This window comes from Pseudomonas sp. Marseille-Q5299, from assembly GCF_943737035.1.
GTDB classification, from domain to species: domain Bacteria; phylum Pseudomonadota; class Gammaproteobacteria; order Pseudomonadales; family Pseudomonadaceae; genus Aquipseudomonas; species Aquipseudomonas putida_E.
In genome coordinates this window covers 540,774-560,968 of sequence record NZ_CALSFR010000003.1, presented here as the reverse complement: position 1 = coordinate 560,968, position 20,195 = coordinate 540,774, and the positions used below count along the sequence as shown (strand labels likewise).

Here is a 20,195-nt window from a genome sequence, read left to right as displayed (position 1 = left end):
AAAACAACATGACTCTGCGTAAGATCGCAGGGCTAGGAGCCCTATTGTCCCTCGTAATGCCGGGCCTCGCCCTGGCAGAGGAGGCTGCCGCCCCAGTACTGAACTCCGGTGACACCGCCTGGATGCTGACTGCCACGGCGCTGGTGCTGTTCATGACCATTCCGGGCCTGGCCCTGTTCTACGGCGGTATGGTGCGTTCGAAGAACGTACTCTCGGTGATGATGCAATGCTTTGCCATCACCGGCCTGATGAGCATTCTCTGGGTCGTTTACGGTTACAGCATGGCCTTCGATACCACTGGTATGGAAAAGGGCGTGCTCAACTTCAATTCCTTCGTCGGCGGCTTCTCCAAGGCGTTCCTCAGCGGCGTAACGCCGGACGGCCTGACGTCGGCTGCCGCACTGTTCCCTGAAGCGGTCTTCATTACCTTCCAGATGACCTTCGCCATCATCACCCCGGCGCTGATCGTGGGTGCCTTCGCCGAACGCATGAAGTTCTCGGCGATGCTGGTGTTCATGGGCATCTGGTTCACCCTGGTCTACGCACCGATCGCGCACATGGTCTGGAGCGGTGATGGCGCGCTGATGTGGGACTGGGGCGTGCTCGACTTCGCTGGCGGCACCGTGGTGCACATCAACGCCGGTATCGCCGGCCTGGTCTGCTGCCTGGTATTGGGCAAGCGCAAAGGCTACCCGACTACCCCGATGGCCCCGCACAACCTGGGCTACACGCTGATGGGCGCAGCCATGCTCTGGATCGGTTGGTTCGGCTTCAACGCCGGCTCCGCCGCAGCCGCCAACGGCACTGCCGGCATGGCCATGCTGGTGACCCAGATCGCTACCGCTGCTGCAGCGTTGGGCTGGATGTTCGCCGAGTGGATCGGCCACGGCAAACCGAGCGCCCTGGGCATCGCCTCGGGTGTGGTCGCCGGCCTGGTTGCCATCACCCCGGCTGCCGGCACCGTGGGCCCGATGGGCGCCCTGGTGATTGGCCTGGTGTCTGGCGTGCTCTGCTACTTCTGCGCTACCACCCTCAAGCGCAAGCTGGGTTATGACGACTCCCTGGATGCCTTCGGCGTGCATGGCATCGGCGGCATCATCGGCGCGATCCTCACCGGTGTGTTCGCGGCACCGGCCCTGGGCGGCTTCGGCGCGGTCACCGATATCGGTGCGCAGGTCTGGATCCAGGCCAAGGGCGTGATTTTCACCGTGGTCTACACCGCCATCGTCACCTACGTGATCCTCAAGGTGCTGGACGTGGTGATGGGCCTGCGGGTCAACGAAGAAGAAGAGTCGGTCGGCCTCGACCTGGCTCAACACAACGAACGCGGTTACAACCTGTAACTGCGACGCTGGAAAAACTTGCCCGGCTTGCCGGGCATTTTTTTTGCCTGTTTTTTGCCATTTCCCGCAGAGCAAACGGTTTATCAGTCACGTTCGCGACGTAAGCCAAAAACTTACAACAAGCAGGGCGTTTATGGAGCTTTGCTTTTTCCACGGGCGCGCTAGAATGCGCGCCGAGAGGTGTTGCACGAGTTGTCCGCACGCTTCGTCAGCCTTTGCTAGGCTTGCCAATAGCGTGTGGCCAGCAAGGGCTGCAAGGTTTTGTCAGGTCCTGCCAGGAGCAGGGCCTGCCGGGCGGGGCGTCCCATCAGGAGTGCCGTCCCAAGGGCAGTGGCCAACCCACGGCCAGTTGAATTTTCACTGGTGGCTGCCGGTCTACGGCTGCACTGGTCTATAACTAACCTGCTTTTCGCAAGTCATGAGGTAGAACATGAGCGACGACGATCTGGAAAATGATGACCTCGAAGTAGGCGACGAAGACGAGGCTGATGATAGCCTCGACGCTGCGGCTGGCGATGGCGCCGAAGACGCTGGCGATGACGACAGCAGCCCGGCACCGGTTGCCAAGGGCAAATCCAAGGCGGCTGTCTCGGTAGACGAGATGCCGAGCATGGAAGCCAAGCAAAAGGAGCGTGATGCCCTGGCCAAAGCGATGGAAGAATTCCTTTCGCGCGGTGGCAAGGTGCAGGAAGTCGAGGCCAACGTAGTCGCCGACCCGCCCAAGAAGCCGGACAACAAGTACGGCAGCCGCCCTATCTGAGTGGCTGAACACCAAAAAGCCCGCCGTCGCTGCGGGCTTTTTTGTGGCTACTGGTTTCACTGCCGCAAAGCGGCCCCTGTCAGCGCCAGCGCGCAAGTATGTCGGGCAGCTGCGACAGGCGCTGGACTTCGGCATCCGGCGGCGCTTCCCCCAACCAGGCCTTGCCCTGGGGGTTGAACCACACCGCACGCAAGCCTGCGCGCTGGGCGCCGCCAATGTCATCACCGGGGTGATCGCCAACATGCACGGCGGCACTGGCCTCTACTTCGCCACGCTTCAGCGCTTCGATGAAGGGCGCCGGGTCTGGTTTGCCTATCCCCAGGTCCTCGGCGCACAGGGCGAAGCGGAAGTAATCGGCCAGGCCCAGGCGGCGTACGTCGGCATTGCCATTGGTGACCACGCCCAGGGTGTAGTGGTGGCGCAGAATTTCCAGCACCGGCTGCACTTCGGGGAACACCTCGACCTGATGTCGGGCATGCAAGAACACCTCAAACCCTTCGTTGGCCAGCTCCTGAGCGTGCTTTTCGCTGTATCCCACCTCTTCCAGCGCATGGAACAGCACGCGCCGGCGCAGGGCGCTGATACGGTGCTTGAGGCCCGGCTCGGCCTGCACCAGACGTTCGCGGATGGCGAACAGGTGTTCCACCGGCACGCCGCCAAGTATGGGAGCATTGGCCTGCAGCCAGTCGCGTAGCACGACTTCCGCGCTGGCAATCACTGGCGCGGTGTCCCACAGGGTGTCGTCAAGGTCGAACGTGATCAGCTTGATGCTCATGAGTCTGTGCCTTTGCTGCGTTTGGCCCGTGGGTGGGCGCTGTCGTACACCGCGGCCAGGTGCTGGAAGTCCAGGTGGGTGTAGATCTGCGTGGTGCTGATGTCGGCATGGCCGAGCATTTCCTGCACCGCCCGCAGGTCCTGGGACGATTCCAGCACATGGCTGGCGAATGAATGGCGAAGCATGTGCGGGTGCAGGTGCTGGCCCAGTTCGCGTTCACCGGCTGCCTTGACCCGCATCTGGATAGCCCGTGGCCCCAGGCGATTGCCTTGGCGGCTGATGAAGACGGCGCCGTCACGCGGGCCGCCGATGCCGCGCAGCCGCAACCATTGCTGCATGGCTTCGCGCGCCTTGCGGCCGACGGGCAGCACGCGCGCCTTGCCACCTTTGCCGAGCACCTGTACCAGGCCGGCAGCAAGGTCCAGGTGCTCAAGGTCGAGGTTGGTCAGCTCGGACAGGCGCAGGCCAGAGGAATAGAACAGTTCGAGGATGGCCTGGTCGCGGCGGGCGATGAAGTCGTCGTCCACGCCGCCGTCGAGCAGTTGCAGGGCGCGGTCGGTGTCCAGCACCTTGGGCAGCCGGCGCTCGCCCTTGGGCGCGCTCAGGCCGCTGGCGGGATCGTGCTGGCAAAGGCCTTCACGGTTCAGGTAGCGATACAGCCCGCGTACCGCCGACAGTAGCCGCGCCAGGCTGCGCGAGGACTGCCCCTGATGATGCTGGCGGGCGATCAGTTGGCGCAGTTGCTGGATCTGCAAGGCGCCCCAGCCCGCGATGCCTTGGGTGTTGCAGTATTCGATGACCTTTTCGAGGTCGCGGCGGTAGGCCAGCAGTGTGTGTTCGGACACCTGGCGCTCGTTGCGCAGGTGGGCGCAATAAGCCTCCAGCTGGCGTTCCATCAGCGCACCGGGCGCAGGGGCTGGGTAACGCGCGGGACCACGCGGCCGAGCACTTCGGCGATGTAGCCAAGGAACAGGGTGCCGACGCTGCTCTTGTAGTGTTGCGGGTCGCGGCTGCCTATTGCCAGCACGCCGTGCAACCCTTGGTACTCCAGGGCAGCGACGGCGCTGGAGCCCACTTCATGGTGCTGCTCCTCACCGAACAGGAAGGCCAGTTCGTGCTCACGCAGGTTGCCACTGACTGTCTTGCCGCCGCCCAGCAGCCCGCCGATGGCCTGCTGGGCCTCGGCATTACTGACCCAACGGCCGACCGGCGCTGCATGGTCACCGAACAGGATCAGGCTGACGAACGGGACCTGGAACTCCTGGCGCAGGCTGTCTTCGACCGCCATGACCACTTCTTCCAGGCTGCCGGCATCGAGCAGGTCGAGGATCAGCCGGCGAGTCTTTTCGAACAGCCGGTCGTTGTCCCGGGCCACGTCCATCAGTTGCGACAGGCGATGGCGCATCTCGATGTTGCGATCGCGTAGCAGTTTGAGCTGGCGTTCCACCAGCGACACGCTGTCGCCACGCTGGTGAGGGATACGTTGCTCGACCAGCAGTTCGTCGTGTTCGGCGAAAAAGGTCGGGTGGGCGCGCAGGTAGGCGACCACCGCTTCGGCATCGAGCTCACTGGACTGCTGGGGTACAACCTTGGGCTGATCGGTCATGGCGGTTACTCGCTTAGAGACGAACCTGTCCTTCGTAGACGCGTACGGCTGGGCCAGTCATCAACACGGACGTGCCGGGGCCGGCCCACTCGATGTGCAGGCGCCCACCAGGCAGGTCCAGGGACACCGGAGAGTCCATCCAGCCCTGGCTGATGGCTGCCACGGCTGCTGCACAGGCACCGGTGCCGCAGGCCTGGGTCTCGCCGGCGCCACGTTCCCATACCCGCAGGTTGGCGCGGTGGCGGTCAACGACCTGGAGGAAACCGGCGTTCACCCGCTGCGGGAAGCGTGGGTGGTTCTCGATTTTCGGGCCCAGGCCATGAACCGGCGCAGTACGTATGTCATCGACGCGCAGCACGGCATGCGGGTTACCCATGGACACGGCAGCAATAGAGTGCAACTCGCCGTCGACTTCCAGCGGGTAATTGAGCGCCTGCTCATCAGCGACGAATGGGATTTCGGCGGGAATGAAGCGCGGCGGGCCCATGTCGACACACACCTGGCCGTCGTTCTGCACGTCCAGCTCGATGATGCCGCCCTTGGTTTCAACACGGATGCGCTTTTTCGCGGTCAAGCGTTTGTCCAGCACGAATCGTGCGAAGCAGCGCGCACCGTTGCCGCATTGCTCCACTTCCGAACCGTCGGCATTGAAGATCCGGTAGCGGAAATCCACTTCCGGATTGTTCGGTGCCTCGACGATCAGCAGCTGGTCGAAGCCGATGCCGGTGTGGCGGTCGCCCCATTGCTTGGCGTGCTTGGGCTGGATGTGTGCGTGCTGGCTGACCAGGTCCAGGACCATGAAGTCATTGCCCAGCCCATGCATCTTGGTAAAACGCAGAAGCATGGGGTCACTCCGGCAGCAGGCTTTCGCCAGCGTACAGTTCGGCGATGGTCTCGCGACGGCGGACTTCGAAAGCCTGATCGCCGTCGACCAGGATTTCCGCACAACGGCCACGGGTGTTGTAGTTCGAGCTCATGACGAAACCATAGGCGCCCGCGGACTGCACGGCCAGCAGGTCACCTTCGGCCAGGTTCAACTGGCGGTCCTTGGCGAGGAAGTCGCCGGTCTCGCAGATTGGCCCGACCAGGTCGTAGGCACGGCCTTCGCCCTCACGTGGGGTGACCGCGCTGACGCCCATCCAGGCCTGGTACAGGGCTGGGCGGATCAGGTCGTTCATCGCCGCATCGATGATGGCGAAGTCCTTGTGTTCGGTGTGCTTGAGGTATTCCACGCGGGTCAGCAGGGCACCGGCGTTGGCCACGATGTAGCGGCCCGGCTCGAACACCAGGGCCAGGTCACGACCGCCGACGCGCTCGCGGATGGCCTTGATGTAATCGGCTACCAGTGGCGGCTCTTCGTCGCGATAGCGCACGCCAACACCGCCGCCCAGGTCCAGGTGGCGCAGGTGGATGCCGCAATCGGCCAAGCGGTCGACCAGGTCCAGCAGGCGGTCGAGGGCGTCGAGGAAGGGCTCTACGGTGGTCAGCTGCGAGCCGATGTGGCAGTCGACACCGACCACTTCCAGGTTGGGCAGCTGCGCGGCACGCACGTAGATGGCTTCGGCGTCGGCGATGGCGATGCCGAACTTGTTCTCTTTGAGGCCGGTGGAAATGTACGGGTGGGTGCCGGCATCGACGTCCGGGTTGACCCGCAGCGAGACCGGGGCAACCTTGCCCATCTCGGCGGCAACCACCTGCAGGCGCTCCAGTTCGTCGGTGGATTCGACGTTGAAGCAATGAACGCCGACTTCCAGCGCCCGGCGCATGTCTTCGCGGGTCTTGCCGACGCCGGAGAACACCACACGGTCAGCCCGCCCACCGGCGGCCAGTACCCGCTCCAGCTCACCGCCGGAAACGATGTCGAAGCCTGCGCCCATGCGAGCCAGAACGTTCAGCACGCCAAGGTTGGAGTTGGCCTTGACCGCGAAGCACACCAGGTGCTCGATACCTTGCAGGGCATCGGTATAGCTGCGGTACTGGGCCTCGATGTGGGCGCGCGAGTACACGTAGGTGGGGGTGCCGAAACGTTCGGCGATGGCCGACAGGGCCACGCCCTCCGCGAACAGTTCACCGTCGCGGTAATTGAAAGCGTTCATCTGATTTCCTTACTGCTCTGGCGTTTGCTCGGGCTCGATTGGCTGCTCATCCTGTGGCTGGACAGGCTGAGCGTGCTGGTGCTGATGCGACTTCTGGCTGCCCTTGCCGTCCTTGCCGTCTTCTGGCAGGTACAGGGGGCCTTTCTGACCGCAGGCCGAAACGAGGCAGGCAACCGCGACCAGCGCCGCGAGCGAGGAAATCAGGCGCTTCATGGGTGAAATCCTTTGAAATATGCAGTATTGCGCCCGAGTATACCGAGCGACTGCCGGATTGCCTATGCAAGAGCCGGTCCGCCGGGCGGGCAGAAATTAGCCACAAGCGGCGAGCGGCAAGCGGCAAGAAAAAGCGCTCAGGTGTACGCTGTGCTTTTTCTTGCCGCTTGGAGCTCGCCGCTTGCGGCTGGCGCCAAGCGCCCGTATCGTGCCCGGCCTGCCTGTAACGCAGCCAATTTCGAGGTTCCTGCAATGAGTTTGAGCGAAGCGCGTTTCCATGATCTGGTCGACGCCACCCAACAGGCCCTGGAAGACCTGTTCGACGAGAGCGGCCTGGACCTGGACATGGAGAATTCCGCCGGCGTCCTTACCATCAAGTTCGACAACGGCAGCCAGCTGATCTTCAGCCGCCAGGAGCCACTGCGTCAGCTTTGGCTGGCCGACCGCTCCGGTGGCTTCCACTTCGACTACGACGAAGAGAGCGGCAAGTGGGTCTGCGAGAAGAGCGATGAGCTGCTGGGTGAGATGCTCGAGCGGATTGTCTGGGAGCGGGCCGGCGAAAAGCTGGACTTCGACGAGATCTGAGATGAGTGCCCCGGCGCGGCCCGCCAAGCCGCTTTACAGCAACGTCAGCCCAGCGGTGCCGTCGCCGTGCATCAGCGTGTGCCGGCTGGATGAACAGCGCGTTTGCACCGGTTGCCATCGCCATGTCGAGCACATTCGTGAGTGGCGCTCGGCCGACGACGAACGGCGCCGGCAGATTTGCCGCGAAGCCGAGGCCTTGCGCGCGCAGGCTTGAGTATTTGCCCGGCTGTGGTAGTGTCGGGTTATGCGTCGGTGACGCCAAAGCACTCATCAAACCCCGCCCTCTGGGCGGGGTTTTGCTTTATCTGCCCCTAGAAAACCAACTGTTCAATGGAGTCTGACTGGATCATGAGCACCAAGCCTTCCCTCATCCTTACCCGATTGGACGTGCAGCGTCTGGAGCGCCTGATCGACAGCCTCGACGAAAGTACCCCGGGTGTGCTCGCCCTGCAGGACGAGCTGGACCGCGCCGAGCAGGTGGTCGGTCACGAGGAGGTGCCGGCTGGTGTTGTGACCATGAATTCGCGCGTGCACTGCCGCGAAGAAGCCAGTGGCAAGGACTACCACCTGACCCTGGTGTATCCGAAGGATGCCGGCGGCGAAGGCAAGGTATCGATCCTGGCGCCGATCGGTTGCGCACTGCTGGGCTTGTCGGTGGGCGAGCAGATCGACTGGCCTGCGCCGGGGGGCAAGACCCTCAAGCTCAAGTTGCTGGCCGTCGAGTACCAGCCTGAAGCTGCGGGCGATTTCGACCTCTGAGGGTTCAAGGCTCCAGGGTTGCCTGCAACTGCGCCAGGCCATCGTTCAGAGCCTGCTCCAGCTCGCGCTTGTAGCGCAGGTAGAGGACGGTCGAGCCCCGTTCGTCATCGAGCAGTTCGGACAGGTCAAGATCTGTGATGTAACAGCGGTAGTGCCCGGCGCTGCGGCGCTGGCTGAGAATCTGTCGGGCGACCACGGTATAGAGCTCATCGCCATGGTCAAGCTCGGAAAACTCCTGCTGATTGCAATAGAGCGTGACATGCATGTCATCGCCCGTGCCGGCCTGGAGGATGGCCTGCACCTCGTAATACGGCTGATCATTGAGGTCGTCTGGCGTTGGCCGCGGCTCTATGCTGCGGGCCTTGCCCGGCCCCGAGGGCAGCAGTTGCGCATAGTGGGTCTGCAATGGTGCTTGCTGCAGGTTGTCCAGCGGCACGCGTGCGTCGTGGCGCATTACCATCGAGCGCAGAAAGCGCTGCAGCGGCAGCAGCAGGTGGTTTTCGTCGTGCAAGGGCAGGCGTTGCTGCCACAGGGCATTGTACTCATCCAGCACGTACAGGTCGGCCCAGCCCTCGAGCAGGCGGTAGAACACCTGGATGCAGCCGGGGCGTGCGTTTTCCAGTACCAGTGGCAGGTCGTGGTCCTGCAGGGCATTGGCATCCAGGTACAGCGGGCTGTAGGTGCTGCGTTCTTCGCCCAGGCATTCGAGTACGGCCTCATGCTCTGCGAGGGTGGTCAGGCTGACCTGGCCGGGCAGCAGTTCCAGCACGTGTGTGTGCTGCGCCACCTGCAGCAGGTAGCGGTGGTTGCGCCCCTGATCTAGCAACAGCTGCACCGTGTCGAAAATCTCCTCGACCCGCTGGCTGATGGCCTGGGCGCGGTTGTGGCAGAAACAGCGCACCCGCACGCGCGGCCGGTGCCTGCGCTGGCCGAGGCTGTTGAGGAAATCGCGCAGGCAACGTGCCAGGGCGTGCTCGCCGTCGTAACGCTGGACCAACACTTCGTTCCAGCTGTTGAGGGTAATCTGGTCGAGGGTCAGCACCAGGTTTTCGCGAACGCCCGCGTAGCTCAGCGAGTCGGTTCGCTCGGTGGTCATCAGGATGTTCAAGTCGCGATGGTGTTGCAACGGATCGACACCGACGTTGACCAGCAGCAGAATCTCGTTGGCCACGCTCGGTTGCAACAGGCGCACTTCACTGACGGTTTCCAATGGCAGAGGGATGCTCTGCTGCAGGCTGCCGAGCAGGTTGAACAGCTCGAACTCGTTCAGGTCACTGGCGCCGGGGTGCAGCGCCAGGCGCGTGGTGCTGTCGATGACGCCGTTGCGGTGTGCCCAGGCCAGCAGCTCGATCAGCTCTCGGCAGCGTTTGATCGGGCTGAAGTGCTCCCATTCGTGAACACTGAGGTTACCGTTGTACAGGCCCCAGTGATGGCTGCCCGGTTCCTTGCGGTTCGGCGACTGGACCAGGGTCAGGGTGTCCTCGGCGAGGTCCGGGGCAATGCCGGGGTTGATCACTTCTATCTTGCCGGCACGGCGCTCGAACGCGGCATAAAGGCGCCGGCCCAGCACATTCAGGTCGCGCTGGTCGGCGCGGCTGCTGGCATTGTTGTTTTGCGCGAACTGGCTGAGGAAGCGGTAGCTATGGTTCAGCTCAGCAACCAGCTCGCGGCGCTCCACGGCGACCTGACGCACTTTCCATTGGCTGCGGCTGTCGAGCAACGCCAGTTGGCGCTCGTCCCAACCCCACTCATCGACCAGGCGTTTGAGCAACCGGCGCTGCCAGCCGTTGCTTCGTGCGCGGTCCAGGCCGCTGAGTTTCTTATTGACCTTCAGGTAAAGGCTGCGCCTTGCCAGCTCCAGCCGCCTGGTTTCACCGCGCGCCTGCAGGTAGCGTTCGATGCGCCGGTAAACCATTACATAGGGATCGAGCGCGTCGAGGTCGAGGTGGTTGGCAAATACCGCCTGCTTGTAGTCCAGGCTCAGGCAGCGCACGGCTGGATGTTCGCTGGCGTAGGCCTCGGTCAGCAACAGCTTGAGCAGTGACTTGTAAGGTGAGTCGATACCTTTGAACAGCTGCCACAGGCCAGCGCCGACGAATTCGCCGGCCGGGATGTGGGCCAGGTTGCCGAGATCGAGGGCATCGGTGCTGCGGATGAAACGCTTGGACAGCAAGGTTTCGGTATAGCTGCTGTAGTTGTGCTCTTCATACGCCGGCACCAGCCACCAAAGCGGTGTGCGCCCGGCCAGCCAGATGGCCGTGCGGTAGAACTCGTCGAGCAGCAGGTAGTGCTGGGTGGTGCCACAGTCGTCAGAGCTCAGCTGGCTGTCGCGCAGGCCTTGGGCGAAGCTTTGCGGGTCGATCAGGAAGCAGTGTGCTTCGGCGCCCAGGCTGGCGGCCCAGGTTTCGAGCAACTGGCATTTGCGTCGCAGTTCATCGAGCTGGCTGTCACCCAGGCCGGGGGCATGACAGACCCACAGGTCGATGTCGCTTTGCTCAGCCTGGGCCAGCGTGCCAAGGCTGCCCATCAGGAACAGGCCGTGGATCGGGCGGTTGGGGTTGCCCAGGCGTGTCTTGTACGTGAACGATCGCGCCAGGCGCTGGCCTTCGGCGATCAGGCTGGCATCGGGCTCGAAGCCCGATACGCCGGCCGGGGTGCTACCTGAAACATAGCCAGGCAGCAGCGGGTGGTTGACGTGAAACAGCAGTGGTAGCAGGGTCAACACCTGTTGCTGGCGGGTCGAAAGCCCATCCATGGCGCGCTGTAGCCGGCCTGTGTTCAATTGCAGAAACCGCGCACGCAATTTCGCCAGCACCTTGCGGTCGATGCCTTCGTCGATATCGGGGCGGATTTCGTGGGGGTGGGTCATTGCACACTCAGGGCAGGCCGGGGGAGCTCTGGCGAGTTTAGCCTGAGTAATGCACTCGGATAAGCGGCAATTGGAGTTTTGACGCCATTTTTCTTGCGCCTTGGCGGGCCCCATCGCCGGCTTGCCAGCGATGGGGCGGGGCAGGTTTATGCCGGCTGGGGCGACTTGAGAATGTTCAGCAGCAGTTGCACGCTTTCGACTGCGTCATGCCCAAGGCTGGTGAGGTAACCGCCATCGGGCTGATCGGTCAATTGCTTTTCATGCAGGCGTCGAGCTGCTGCGACCAGTGCGGGGGAGGCATTGGCGTGAATCTTGATGCCTTCCTGGCTGCTGTCCAGGTTGAACAGGGCAAGGACTTCCAGTTCAGCAATCAGTTCGGGGGTGAAGGACATGGCGACTCCTGACTTCCAGACGAGGATGGCGGCACCGCCAGCGGTGCCTGACCCTGGAGTGTAGCCGGGTTATTCGTCCTCGCCTTGATCTGCCTCAGGTGGCAGCTCGGGCAGAGCGCGCAGGGCGGTTTCGTACCACTCGGTGTTGAACGGACGGTCCTCGTCGAGCATGTTGTCGATCTCGATGGCCAGCACGTGGGCCATGAGGTTGAGGATGTCTTCGCGCTCGTAGCCAACCAGGCTCAGCTTGTTGAACGTAGCCTTGGCTGCCGGCGGTTCGCCGCTTTCGATCTGGTTTTCGATGGCCTGGGTCAGCGTCGCCTCGGCGAAGGCTTCGTCGTCATTGTCGATGTCGGTGGGCTCGCTCATGGCGCTACTCCTGTGATTGGGCACACAGTGTGCCATGCCCGCGTCGGCAATGCCCGGTCATCGACCGGGTGCATGACGCTGGTCAGGCACTGGCGTAACGAGCTATAAAAGCCCGGCCAACCCCCTACGGCCTGGAGGCTGTTACCCCATGCTCAAGCTTCACGGATTCTCGGTCAGCAACTACTACAACATGGTCAAGCTTGCCCTGCTGGAAAAGGGCCTGCCGTTCGAAGAGGTCACTTTCTATGGTGGTCAGTCGGCTCAGGCGCTGGACGTCAGCCCGCGCGGCAAAGTGCCGGTGCTGCAGACCGAACACGGCTTGCTCAGCGAAACCGGTGTGATTCTCGACTATATCGAGCAGACCCAGCCGGGTAAGGCGCTGCTGCCAGCCGACCCGTTCGAGCAGGCCAAGGTGCGCGAGCTGCTCAAGGAGATCGAGCTGTACATCGAGCTGCCGGCCCGTACCTGCTATGCCGAGTCGTTCTTTGGCGCGGCGGTAGAGCCCTTGATCAAGGAGCGCGCGCGTGCGGATCTGCTGGCGGGGTTCGCCACGTTGAAGCGCAATGGCCGTTTTGCACCCTATGTAGCCGGTGAACAACTGACGATTGCCGACCTGATGTTCTGCTTCTCGGTCGACCTGGCTTGTGCAGTAGGCAAGAAGGTGCTGAACGTCGACTTCCTCGCCGACTTCCCTGAGGCCAAGGCGCTGCTGCAGAAAATGCACGAAAACCCGCACATGGCGCGGATCGTGGCAGACAAGGAGGCGGCGATGCCGGCCTTCATGGAGATGATTCGCAGCGGTAAGCGCTGAAGACCAGGGCTGCCTTGCAGCCCAATCGCCGGCAAGCCGGCTCCTACTGGTACTGCACAGGGCTTGAAGCCGATGCGGTCGAGTGGGAGCCGGCTTGCCGGCGATCGAGGGCCAAGCCCTCGCAATGGCGCTTAGCGCGAAGCCAGCAGCGCCTTGCCACGTACAACGGCAGCGCGCACCTGCGCTGGCGCAGTGCCGCCAATGTGGTCGCGGGCATTCACCGAGCCTTCCAGGGTCAGCACGGCGAATACATCCTGCTCGATCTGGTCGCTGAACTGGCGCAGTTCGTCCAGGCTCATCTCGGCCAGGTCCTTGCCGGTGTCGACGCCATACTTCACGGCATGGCCGACGATTTCGTGGCAATCACGGAACGGCAGGCCGCGGCGCACCAGGTAGTCGGCCAGGTCGGTGGCGGTAGAGAAGCCGCGCAGGGCCGCTTCGCGCATGATCGCGTGGCGTGGCTTGATGGCTGGGATCATGTCGGCAAAGGCACGCAGCGAATCGCGCAGGGTATCGGCGGCGTCGAACAGCGGCTCCTTGTCTTCCTGGTTGTCCTTGTTGTAGGCCAGCGGCTGGCCTTTCATCAAGGTCAGCAGGCCGGTCAGGGCGCCGAACACACGGCCGCTCTTGCCACGCACCAGCTCCGGCACGTCCGGGTTCTTCTTCTGCGGCATGATCGAGCTGCCAGTGCAGAAACGGTCGGGCAGATCGACGAACTGGAACTGGGCGCTGGTCCACAGCACCAGCTCTTCGGAGAAGCGCGACAGGTGCATCATCGCCACGCTGGCGGCAGCGCAGAATTCGATGGCGAAATCACGGTCCGAAACGCCATCCAGCGAGTTGCCGGCAACGGCTTCGAAACCCAATAGCTTGCAGGTCAGCTCGCGGTCGATCGGGTAGGTGGTGCCAGCCAGCGCAGCGCTGCCCAGAGGCATGCGGTTGGCGCGCTTGCGGCAGTCGACCAGGCGCTCGTAGTCACGGCTGAGCATTTCGAACCAGGCCAGCAGGTGGTGGCCGAAGGTGACTGGCTGAGCGGTCTGCAGGTGGGTGAAGCCCGGCATGATGGTTTCGGCTTCACGCTCGGCCTGTTCCAGCAGGCCCTGCTGCAGGCGGGTGATCTCGGCCAGAATCAGGTCGATCTCGTCGCGCAGCCACAGGCGGATGTCGGTGGCGACCTGGTCGTTGCGGCTACGGCCGGTGTGCAGCTTCTTGCCGGTGATGCCGATGCGGTCGGTCAGGCGTGCTTCGATGTTCATGTGCACGTCTTCGAGGTCGACGCGCCAGTCGAAATTGCCGGCCTCGATTTCACCCTGGATGGTGTTCAGGCCATCGATGATGGTGTCGCGCTCGGCATCGCTGAGTACACCGACCTGCGCCAGCATGGTGGCGTGGGCGATCGAACCCATGATGTCGTGGCGGTACAGGCGCTTGTCGAAATCGACCGAGGCGGTGAAGCGGGCGACGAAGGCGTCGACGGGTTCACTGAAGCGGCCGCCCCAGGACTGATTGGTCTTGTCGGTGCTCATGGATTCACTCGTTGAAGGCGTGAACGAAAAAGTGGCGCCGATAATAGCAGGGTTGGGCTTGTGGCCGAAGGACGCCGGTCGACAGAAATCTGCAGAAAACAGCGCTCAATGCAGGCGAAGACGATATTCAACGATTGAACGGCAGTGTTCCACGGACCGTCTACAGTTGGACAAAGGACTGGCAGCGAATCTGCCGGCGCAGTGAATCTTTGGCCATCGTATTGGTCTAGAGCGTGACCGCAGTGTCGCTCGACCTGCAACTGTCTACGCTATACCTGTGCGAGACTCACTCAGGAATCCAGAGCAATTATGAATGTCCTGATCGTTGATGACGAACCCCAAGCCCGTGAACGCTTGACGCGGTTATTCGGGGAACTGGAGGGGTACACCGTGCTGGAGCCCAGCGCCACCAACGGCGAGGAGGCCCTGGCCCTGATCGAAAGCCTCAAGCCCGATGTGGTCCTGCTGGACATCGGCATGCCGGGCCTCGATGGCCTGCAGGTCGCGGCCCGCCTGTGCGAGCGCGAAGCGCCACCGTCGGTGGTGTTCTGCACCGGTGACGATGAATACGGCGCAGAGGCTTTCACGGACAGCACCCTCAGCCATGTAACCAAACCGATCCATCCCCATGCCCTGCGCGATGCCTTGCGCAAGGCTGAGAAACCCAGCCGTACGCAGTTGGCGGCGCTGACCCGGCCGGGCAGTGAAGGGGGTGGCCCGCGCAGCCATATCAGCGCGCGTACGCGCAAGGGCATCGAGCTGATCCCTTTGCCGCAGGTGATCTATTTCATCGCCGACCACAAATATGTGACGTTGCGCCATGAAGCAGGTGAAGTGCTGCTTGATGAGCCGCTCAAGGCCCTGGAAGATGAGTTCGGCGAACGCTTCGTGCGTATCCACCGCAACGCCCTGGTAGCCCGCGAGCGCATCGAACGCCTGCAGCGCACGCCGCTTGGGCATTTTCAACTGTTCCTCAAAGGCCTGGATGGTGATGCCTTGACTGTCAGCCGCCGGCATGTGGCTGGCGTACGCAAGATGATGCAGACGCTCTGAGCCCTGCAGGGCCCTCATCTCCGGCAAACGGCGATGAGGGCGCACAAGGCAAAACTGGATCGTGACCCACATCTGCTAGCGATACCGACGGAGCTGTTATCATCGGCGGCATTCCTAAGTATTGGGGCGTTCCATGTCCACTCGCGAAATCCGCATTGCCACCCGTAAAAGTGCCTTGGCCCTGTGGCAGGCCGAATACGTCAAAGCCCGCCTCGAACAGGCGCACCCTGGCCTTCTGGTGACTCTGGTGCCCATGGTCAGCCGCGGCGACAAACTGCTCGACGCGCCGCTGGCGAAGATCGGCGGCAAAGGCCTGTTCGTCAAGGAGCTGGAAACCGCCCTGCTGGACAATGAGGCCGACATCGCCGTGCATTCGATGAAGGACGTACCCATGGACTTCCCCGAAGGCCTGGGTCTGTACTGCATCTGTGAACGTGAAGACCCGCGCGATGCCTTCGTTTCCAACCATTTTCCCAGCCTTGAGGCTCTGCCTGCCGGTAGCATCGTCGGCACCTCCAGCCTGCGCCGTCAGGCCCAGTTGCTGGCGCGCCGCCCTGACCTGCAAATCCGCTTTCTGCGCGGCAACGTCAACACTCGCCTGGCCAAGCTCGATGCCGGTGAGTATGACGCCATCATCCTTGCCGCGGCGGGCCTGATCCGCCTGGGCTTCGAAGAGCGCATCACCGCCAGCATCAGCGTCGACGACAGCCTGCCGGCCGGTGGCCAGGGCGCAGTGGGCATCGAATGCCGTAGCGCAGACAGCGAGATCCATGCGCTGTTGGCGCCTTTGCACCACGCCGATACCGCTGACCGTGTGGTGGCCGAACGAGCGTTGAACAAGCACTTGAACGGCGGCTGCCAGGTACCGATTGCCTGCTATGCCGTGCTCGAAGGCGAGCAACTATGGCTGCGCGGGCTGGTTGGCCAGCCCAGCGGTGGGACCCTGCTGGTGGCTGACGCCCGTGCACCGCGGGCATCCGCCGAAACGTTGGGGGTGCAGGTGGCCGAAGACCTGCTGGGCCAAGGTGCCGCGGCCATTCTCAAGGAAGTCTACGGTGAGGCCGGGCACCCGTGAGCCCCTGGCGCCTGTTGCTGACCCGTCCTGAAGAGGACTGCGCGGCGCTGGCGCAGACGCTGGCAGCTGCCGGCATTGCCAGCGCCTGCCTGCCCTTGCTGGCGATCGAGCCAGTGCAACCGGACGCTCGGCAGCGCCAGCAGCTTGCCGGGCTAGGGCAGTGCCAGGCCATGATCGTGGTCAGTAAACCTGCAGCCAGGTTGCTGCTTGCGCAACTCGCACAAGCAGGGCTGCAGCCCCCTTCAGCCGGATGGTTCACTGTAGGTGAAGCCACGGCGGCGGTGTTGCAGTCTGCGGGGCTGACGGTGACTTACCCTGCACAGGGTGACGACAGCGAAGCCTTGCTCACGCTCCCGGCCTTGCACGAGGCTATGGCGGGGCCTGCGCCACGTGTCCTGATCGTGCGTGGTGTAGGGGGTCGCGAACTGCTGGCCGAGCGTCTTGCAGAGCAAGGTGCTAGTGTCGATTATCTGGAACTGTATCGTCGTTGTCTGCCGGTGTATCCGGCGGGCACGCTGGTGGGTCGCATCGAAGCGGAACGCCTGAACGGCGTGGTGGTCAGCAGTGGGCAGGGTCTTGAACACCTGCAACGGATGGCCGCTGCCGATTGGCCGCGTGTGGCGCGCTTGCCCTTGTTCGTGCCGAGCCCCAGGGTGGCCGAGCAGGCCAGGGCCGCAGGGGCACAACAGATTGTGGATTGCCGTGGCGCGAGTGCCACGGCCTTGCTGGCAGCCGTGCAGCGCAGCGCTGCACCTGCCTCTTAAGGCGCTAAGCTCAGAGCGACGCGCCCCCATGCAAAGGATGGATACGTGAGCGAAACTGTCTTGTCCCACAATGATCAGCCGTCGGCGCAGGAGCCGACGCAACCCGTCACCCCCCCACCTGCCAAACGTTCCGGCACAGGCCTGGCCTTGCTGGCATTGTTGGTGGGTGCCGCTGGGGTCGCAGTGGGCGGGTGGGGTGTCTGGCAGGTGCGGCATCTGCAAGGCAGTGAGCTGAGCCAGGGTGAGCACCTCGAGGCGCTTAGCCAGCGTGCCGCTGCACTGCAGCAGCGCGAGCAACAGATCAGTGCCCAGTTGGCCAGCCTGCCGGCAGCCAGCGAACTGGAAGACCGCCGCCGCCTGGTGGCGCAGTTGCAGGGTGACCAGCAGCGCTTGAGCCAGCGGCTTGAAACCGTGCTTGGCGAAAGCCGCAAGGAATGGCGCCTGGCCGAGGCCGAGCACCTGTTGCGCCTGGCCACCCTGCGGCTTTCGGCCCTGCAGGACATCACCAGCGCCAAGGCCCTGGTCGAAGGCGCCGACGAAATCCTGCGCGAGCAGAGCGACCCTGGCTCGTTTGCCGCGCGGGAGCAGTTGGCGCGTAGCCTGGCAACGCTCAACAGCACCCAGCAGCCGGACCGTACCGGTTTGTATCTGAAGCTGGCTGCCCAGCGGGAGTTGGTGCAGCAGCTCAACGCCCAGTCGCCGGAATTCGACAGCGATGCCGATGCCGTCGGTGCTTTGACCGCCGATGGCGATGGCGCCAGCCGCCTGGCGCAGTGGTGGGCGGAGATTTCCAAGTACTTCCAGATCGATTTCAACGCCGACGACAACGTCCGTCCGTTGCTGGCCGGGCAGTCGCTCAACCAGTTGCGCCTGGCCCTGAGCCTGACCATCGAGCAAGCCCAGTGGGCTGCGCTCAATGGCGACGCCAAGGTCTACACCCAGGCGCTGGATGATGCGCGCAGTGTGCTGGTGGCCAATTTCAACGCTGACAACCCGCAGAGCAAGGCCATGCTCGAAAGCCTCAATGCGCTGGCCGAGCAACCGGTGTCGGTGGTTACCCCGGACCTGAGCGAAAGCCTGGCTGCGGTGCAGGCGTATATCCAGCGCCGCCATCTGCCTGCCGAGGGTGAGGGGAGCAAGCCATGAAACGTGTGTACCTGCTGGCCGTGCTGGCGATCGTGATCGCTGCGGCACTGGGCATCGCGGTGGCCAAGCACAGCGGCTACGTATTGATTTCCTACGGTGGCTTCCGTTACCAGTCCGGGCTGTGGGCGGCGCTCGCGGCGCTGGTTGCCGTGCTCGCACTGTTGTGGCTGCTGCGCTATCTGGTTGGGCTGGTGCTGACGTCCAGTGGTGTGGTCAACCCCTGGTCGCGACGCAACCGCAGCCGCCGCATTCGCATCGCAATCGAGCAGGGCCAGCTGGACCTCGCCGAGGGTCGTTGGGCCAGCGCCCAACGTCACTTGCACCGCGCTGCCGAGGCCGAACGCCAGCCATTGCTGTATTACCTCGGTGCCGCGCGTGCGGCCAATGAACAGGGGCGAACGGAAGACAGGGACAACCTGCTCGAGCGTGCACTGGAGCGTCAGCCCCAGGCGGAACTGGCGGTCGCCCTGGCCCATGCGCAATTGCAGATGGACCGTGGCGAAAGCGATGGCGCCCTGGAAGCCCTGCTGGCCATGCAGGAGCGGCACCCGCACAACAATCAGGTCTTGCGCTTGTTGCAGCGCCTGTATCTGGAGCGCGGCGACTGGTCGGCGTTGATTCGCCTGTTGCCCGACTTGCGCAAGGGCAAAGTGCTGCCGGCCGAGGAACTCGCTGCACTGGAACAGCGTGCCTGGGGTCAGAACCTGGGGCTTGCGGCGACCCGTGGCGACGATGAGCAAAGCGCCCGTCAGTCGTTGGAGCGCGCCTGGCAACAGCTGACTGCGGCCCAGCGTCAGGAGCCCCGGTTGGTGCTGGCTTATGCCGAACAACTGCGCCAGGTGGGCGCTCAAGGCGAAGCCGAACAGGTACTACGCGCTGCCCTCAAGCGTGACTACGAAAGCCACCTTGCGCGCCTGTATGGCCTGGTGCGCGGCGATGATCCGGCGCGTCAACTGCAAACAGCCGAGGGCTGGCTCAAGGCGCATCCCCAGGACCCGAGCCTGTTGCTGACGCTTGGACGCCTTTGCTTGCAGAACCGCCTTTGGGGCAAGGCGCGCGATTACCTGGAAAGCAGCTTGCGCATGGAGCGCAACCCGGAAACCTGCGCCGAACTGGCCCGGCTGCTGGCTGGCCTCGGTGAGACCGAACGCAGTAACCAGCTGTTCCAGGAAGGCCTGGGCCTGCTTGATGAGCGGTTGTTGGCCCTGCCATTGCCCGAGGCCGTGCGCGCCTGAGAGGCCCTATGAGCCCGCACTGAAGGCGGGCTCATGGGGTGGTTGCTGAGTCTCGCGATACCTGTTTTCTTCTGAAATGCGCTTCGCAAGAAATTTCCCACAATGCGAGTGGAAATTTCTTCTACCCCTCAGTGACTTATCTCCCCTGTAGTGCCTTGAAACAAAGCACATCTTTCCTCTACCGTTCCAAGCCACTCAATTTGCCCCGGGACCACCACCTTTCATGTTGCCGGCCCGCTTGCGCACGTTTTTTCTACCGGCCTGCCTTGCCTCGTTGGCGGTGCTGGTCGCGTCCTTTTACCTGGAGCGCACCCTCGGTCTGGTGCCTTGCCCGCTGTGCTTCAGCCAGCGGTTTCTGTTGGGCGTGTATGCCATGATCTGCCTGTGTGCGGCCGTGCATGCGTCGGGCGTTGCCGCTGTGTGCCAGTATGCGCGAGCAGCCCTGGGCTGTTCGGCAGCCGGGGCCCTGCTGGCGGCCAGGCATGTCTGGATACAAGGGGAAATTGGTACAAGCCACGAGTGCCCGGCGCCTTTCTGGCATGTAGTGGAAAGCTCCTGGCGTGAAGCGGCCCGTCAACTCTTGCTCGGCGGCCCCGATTGCAGCTCGTTGACCTGGAGCTTTCTTGACCTGACCTTGCCCGAATGGAGCCTGCTGGCCTTCTTGCTGCTGGCAGTGCTGCCCTTGACCTGCCTGCTGGCGTATCGTTTCCGCACACTGGGCAAAGCTTGAGTTGGCGCGGCTGCGGTAGCCGGCACGACCAGTGGTGATACCCCAGGGTATTAAACACTTGTATGAACTTTGTCTGCTGCGTACCTTG

General features: G+C 63.4%; 22 protein-coding genes. 12 read left to right on the top strand and 10 right to left on the bottom strand.

The genetic code is table 11. The annotated features are described in order from the left end of the window. Positions 1-8: 8 nt before the first annotated feature. Both NGJ21_RS11225 and sutA read left to right on the top strand, forming a co-directional pair. Positions 9-1,343, top strand: a complete 1,335-nt coding sequence (locus NGJ21_RS11225) for an ammonium transporter (RefSeq protein ID WP_046786947.1) — start codon at positions 9-11, stop codon at positions 1,341-1,343. Positions 1,344-1,773: 430 nt separating this feature from the next. Next, a complete protein-coding gene (gene sutA / locus NGJ21_RS11220; protein WP_046786948.1) occupies positions 1,774-2,103 on the top strand; it encodes a dormancy-specific transcriptional regulator SutA in 330 nt (109 codons plus the stop codon). A 79-nt stretch (positions 2,104-2,182) separates the two neighbouring features. On the opposite strand, the gene NGJ21_RS11215 is transcribed toward sutA, so the two are convergent. From NGJ21_RS11215 to lptM, 6 genes are read right to left on the bottom strand one after another with little or no spacing between them, the layout of a single operon-like run. Next, the gene (locus tag NGJ21_RS11215) at positions 2,183-2,878 is read right to left on the bottom strand and encodes an HAD family hydrolase (RefSeq protein ID WP_161870894.1); all 696 of its coding nucleotides are present in this window, start codon (positions 2,876-2,878) and stop codon (positions 2,183-2,185) included. Further along, on the bottom strand, positions 2,875-3,774 hold the full coding sequence (gene xerC / locus NGJ21_RS11210; protein WP_012312189.1) for a tyrosine recombinase XerC: 900 nt from the start codon (positions 3,772-3,774) through the stop codon (positions 2,875-2,877). The genes NGJ21_RS11215 and xerC overlap by 4 nt, the downstream gene beginning before the upstream one ends. Then, positions 3,774-4,484 carry a DUF484 family protein gene (locus tag NGJ21_RS11205; RefSeq protein ID WP_012312190.1) on the bottom strand — a complete coding sequence of 237 codons (711 nt, stop codon included), beginning with the start codon at positions 4,482-4,484 and terminating at the stop codon, positions 3,774-3,776. Before NGJ21_RS11205 ends, xerC begins: the two co-directional genes overlap by 1 nt. 13 nt (positions 4,485-4,497) lie before the next feature. Next, on the bottom strand, positions 4,498-5,328 hold the full coding sequence (gene dapF / locus NGJ21_RS11200; RefSeq protein WP_046786951.1) for a diaminopimelate epimerase: 831 nt from the start codon (positions 5,326-5,328) through the stop codon (positions 4,498-4,500). Positions 5,329-5,332: 4 nt separating this feature from the next. Continuing rightward, positions 5,333-6,580, bottom strand: coding sequence for a diaminopimelate decarboxylase (lysA, locus tag NGJ21_RS11195; protein ID WP_174141053.1), 1,248 nt, complete (start codon positions 6,578-6,580; stop codon positions 5,333-5,335). Between the two features lie 9 nt (positions 6,581-6,589). Continuing rightward, positions 6,590-6,793, bottom strand: a complete 204-nt coding sequence (lptM, locus tag NGJ21_RS11190; protein WP_012312193.1) for an LPS translocon maturation chaperone LptM — start codon at positions 6,791-6,793, stop codon at positions 6,590-6,592. Between the two features lie 252 nt (positions 6,794-7,045). Here lptM and cyaY point away from each other — a divergent pair, with 252 nt between their 5' ends. The 3 genes from cyaY to rnk all read left to right on the top strand — a co-directional run bounded on the left by cyaY (position 7,046) and on the right by rnk (position 8,137). Beyond that, positions 7,046-7,378, top strand: a complete 333-nt coding sequence (cyaY, locus tag NGJ21_RS11185; protein WP_251962110.1) for an iron donor protein CyaY — start codon at positions 7,046-7,048, stop codon at positions 7,376-7,378. A gap of 1 nt (position 7,379) precedes the next feature. Beyond that, on the top strand, positions 7,380-7,592 hold the full coding sequence (locus tag NGJ21_RS11180; protein ID WP_251962109.1) for a DUF1289 domain-containing protein: 213 nt from the start codon (positions 7,380-7,382) through the stop codon (positions 7,590-7,592). Positions 7,593-7,726: 134 nt separating this feature from the next. Beyond that, positions 7,727-8,137 carry a nucleoside diphosphate kinase regulator gene (gene rnk, locus NGJ21_RS11175; protein ID WP_012312196.1) on the top strand — a complete coding sequence of 137 codons (411 nt, stop codon included), beginning with the start codon at positions 7,727-7,729 and terminating at the stop codon, positions 8,135-8,137. Between the two features lie 4 nt (positions 8,138-8,141). Here the strand turns inward: rnk and NGJ21_RS11170 are convergent, their stop codons facing one another. From NGJ21_RS11170 to NGJ21_RS11160, 3 genes are all read right to left on the bottom strand, one after another. Next, positions 8,142-11,006 carry a class I adenylate cyclase gene (locus tag NGJ21_RS11170; protein ID WP_251962108.1) on the bottom strand — a complete coding sequence of 955 codons (2,865 nt, stop codon included), beginning with the start codon at positions 11,004-11,006 and terminating at the stop codon, positions 8,142-8,144. A gap of 146 nt (positions 11,007-11,152) precedes the next feature. Further along, positions 11,153-11,398: a TIGR02647 family protein gene (locus tag NGJ21_RS11165; RefSeq protein ID WP_012312198.1), complete on the bottom strand. Its 246-nt coding sequence runs from the start codon at positions 11,396-11,398 to the stop codon at positions 11,153-11,155. 69 nt (positions 11,399-11,467) lie between these two features. Continuing rightward, on the bottom strand, positions 11,468-11,767 hold the full coding sequence (locus NGJ21_RS11160; RefSeq protein WP_046786954.1) for a hypothetical protein: 300 nt from the start codon (positions 11,765-11,767) through the stop codon (positions 11,468-11,470). 148 nt (positions 11,768-11,915) lie between these two features. On the opposite strand from NGJ21_RS11160, the gene NGJ21_RS11155 reads away from it, so the two are divergent. Beyond that, positions 11,916-12,578, top strand: a complete 663-nt coding sequence (locus NGJ21_RS11155) for a glutathione S-transferase (protein ID WP_251962107.1) — start codon at positions 11,916-11,918, stop codon at positions 12,576-12,578. Positions 12,579-12,709: 131 nt separating this feature from the next. Here NGJ21_RS11155 and argH read toward each other — a convergent pair whose 3' ends face one another. After that, complete coding sequence (argH, locus tag NGJ21_RS11150; protein WP_115273312.1) at positions 12,710-14,104, bottom strand: argininosuccinate lyase; 1,395 nt, start codon at positions 14,102-14,104, stop codon at positions 12,710-12,712. A gap of 309 nt (positions 14,105-14,413) precedes the next feature. On the opposite strand from argH, the gene NGJ21_RS11145 reads away from it, so the two are divergent. From NGJ21_RS11145 to NGJ21_RS11120, 6 genes are all read left to right on the top strand, one after another. Beyond that, on the top strand, positions 14,414-15,157 hold the full coding sequence (locus NGJ21_RS11145; protein ID WP_115273313.1) for a LytR/AlgR family response regulator transcription factor: 744 nt from the start codon (positions 14,414-14,416) through the stop codon (positions 15,155-15,157). A gap of 133 nt (positions 15,158-15,290) precedes the next feature. Then, complete coding sequence (gene hemC, locus NGJ21_RS11140; protein ID WP_046786957.1) at positions 15,291-16,232, top strand: hydroxymethylbilane synthase; 942 nt, start codon at positions 15,291-15,293, stop codon at positions 16,230-16,232. After that, entirely contained in the window at positions 16,229-16,996 is a 768-nt protein-coding gene (locus NGJ21_RS11135; RefSeq protein ID WP_115273314.1) for a uroporphyrinogen-III synthase, read from the top strand. The genes hemC and NGJ21_RS11135 overlap by 4 nt, the downstream gene beginning before the upstream one ends. 45 nt (positions 16,997-17,041) lie before the next feature. Next, positions 17,042-18,142: a uroporphyrinogen-III C-methyltransferase gene (locus NGJ21_RS11130; RefSeq protein ID WP_251962106.1), complete on the top strand. Its 1,101-nt coding sequence runs from the start codon at positions 17,042-17,044 to the stop codon at positions 18,140-18,142. Next, positions 18,139-19,377: a heme biosynthesis protein HemY gene (locus NGJ21_RS11125; protein ID WP_046786960.1), complete on the top strand. Its 1,239-nt coding sequence runs from the start codon at positions 18,139-18,141 to the stop codon at positions 19,375-19,377. The genes NGJ21_RS11130 and NGJ21_RS11125 overlap by 4 nt, the downstream gene beginning before the upstream one ends. A gap of 223 nt (positions 19,378-19,600) precedes the next feature. After that, on the top strand, positions 19,601-20,107 hold the full coding sequence (locus tag NGJ21_RS11120; RefSeq protein WP_046786961.1) for a disulfide bond formation protein B: 507 nt from the start codon (positions 19,601-19,603) through the stop codon (positions 20,105-20,107). Positions 20,108-20,195 lie beyond the last annotated feature (88 nt).

Bases quoted from the DNA above. Each gene is read 5' to 3' on its own strand.
- NGJ21_RS11155 (WP_251962107.1), top strand. From the start codon at position 11,916: ATGCTCAAGCTTCACGGATTCTCGGTCAGCAACTACTACAACATGGTC.
- NGJ21_RS11160 (WP_046786954.1), bottom strand. From the start codon at position 11,767: ATGAGCGAGCCCACCGACATCGACAATGACGACGAAGCCTTCGCCGAG.
- NGJ21_RS11125 (WP_046786960.1), top strand. From the start codon at position 18,139: ATGAAACGTGTGTACCTGCTGGCCGTGCTGGCGATCGTGATCGCTGCG.
- argH (WP_115273312.1), bottom strand. From the start codon at position 14,104: ATGAGCACCGACAAGACCAATCAGTCCTGGGGCGGCCGCTTCAGTGAA.
- cyaY (WP_251962110.1), top strand. From the start codon at position 7,046: ATGAGTTTGAGCGAAGCGCGTTTCCATGATCTGGTCGACGCCACCCAA.
- NGJ21_RS11225 (WP_046786947.1), top strand. From the start codon at position 9: ATGACTCTGCGTAAGATCGCAGGGCTAGGAGCCCTATTGTCCCTCGTA.
- sutA (WP_046786948.1), top strand. From the start codon at position 1,774: ATGAGCGACGACGATCTGGAAAATGATGACCTCGAAGTAGGCGACGAA.
- NGJ21_RS11170 (WP_251962108.1), bottom strand. From the start codon at position 11,006: ATGACCCACCCCCACGAAATCCGCCCCGATATCGACGAAGGCATCGAC.
- xerC (WP_012312189.1), bottom strand. From the start codon at position 3,774: ATGGAACGCCAGCTGGAGGCTTATTGCGCCCACCTGCGCAACGAGCGC.
- lysA (WP_174141053.1), bottom strand. From the start codon at position 6,580: ATGAACGCTTTCAATTACCGCGACGGTGAACTGTTCGCGGAGGGCGTG.
- NGJ21_RS11215 (WP_161870894.1), bottom strand. From the start codon at position 2,878: ATGAGCATCAAGCTGATCACGTTCGACCTTGACGACACCCTGTGGGAC.
- dapF (WP_046786951.1), bottom strand. From the start codon at position 5,328: ATGCTTCTGCGTTTTACCAAGATGCATGGGCTGGGCAATGACTTCATG.
- hemC (WP_046786957.1), top strand. From the start codon at position 15,291: ATGTCCACTCGCGAAATCCGCATTGCCACCCGTAAAAGTGCCTTGGCC.
- NGJ21_RS11180 (WP_251962109.1), top strand. From the start codon at position 7,380: ATGAGTGCCCCGGCGCGGCCCGCCAAGCCGCTTTACAGCAACGTCAGC.
- NGJ21_RS11205 (WP_012312190.1), bottom strand. From the start codon at position 4,484: ATGACCGATCAGCCCAAGGTTGTACCCCAGCAGTCCAGTGAGCTCGAT.
- lptM (WP_012312193.1), bottom strand. From the start codon at position 6,793: ATGAAGCGCCTGATTTCCTCGCTCGCGGCGCTGGTCGCGGTTGCCTGC.
- NGJ21_RS11145 (WP_115273313.1), top strand. From the start codon at position 14,414: ATGAATGTCCTGATCGTTGATGACGAACCCCAAGCCCGTGAACGCTTG.
- NGJ21_RS11120 (WP_046786961.1), top strand. From the start codon at position 19,601: ATGTTGCCGGCCCGCTTGCGCACGTTTTTTCTACCGGCCTGCCTTGCC.
- rnk (WP_012312196.1), top strand. From the start codon at position 7,727: ATGAGCACCAAGCCTTCCCTCATCCTTACCCGATTGGACGTGCAGCGT.
- NGJ21_RS11165 (WP_012312198.1), bottom strand. From the start codon at position 11,398: ATGTCCTTCACCCCCGAACTGATTGCTGAACTGGAAGTCCTTGCCCTG.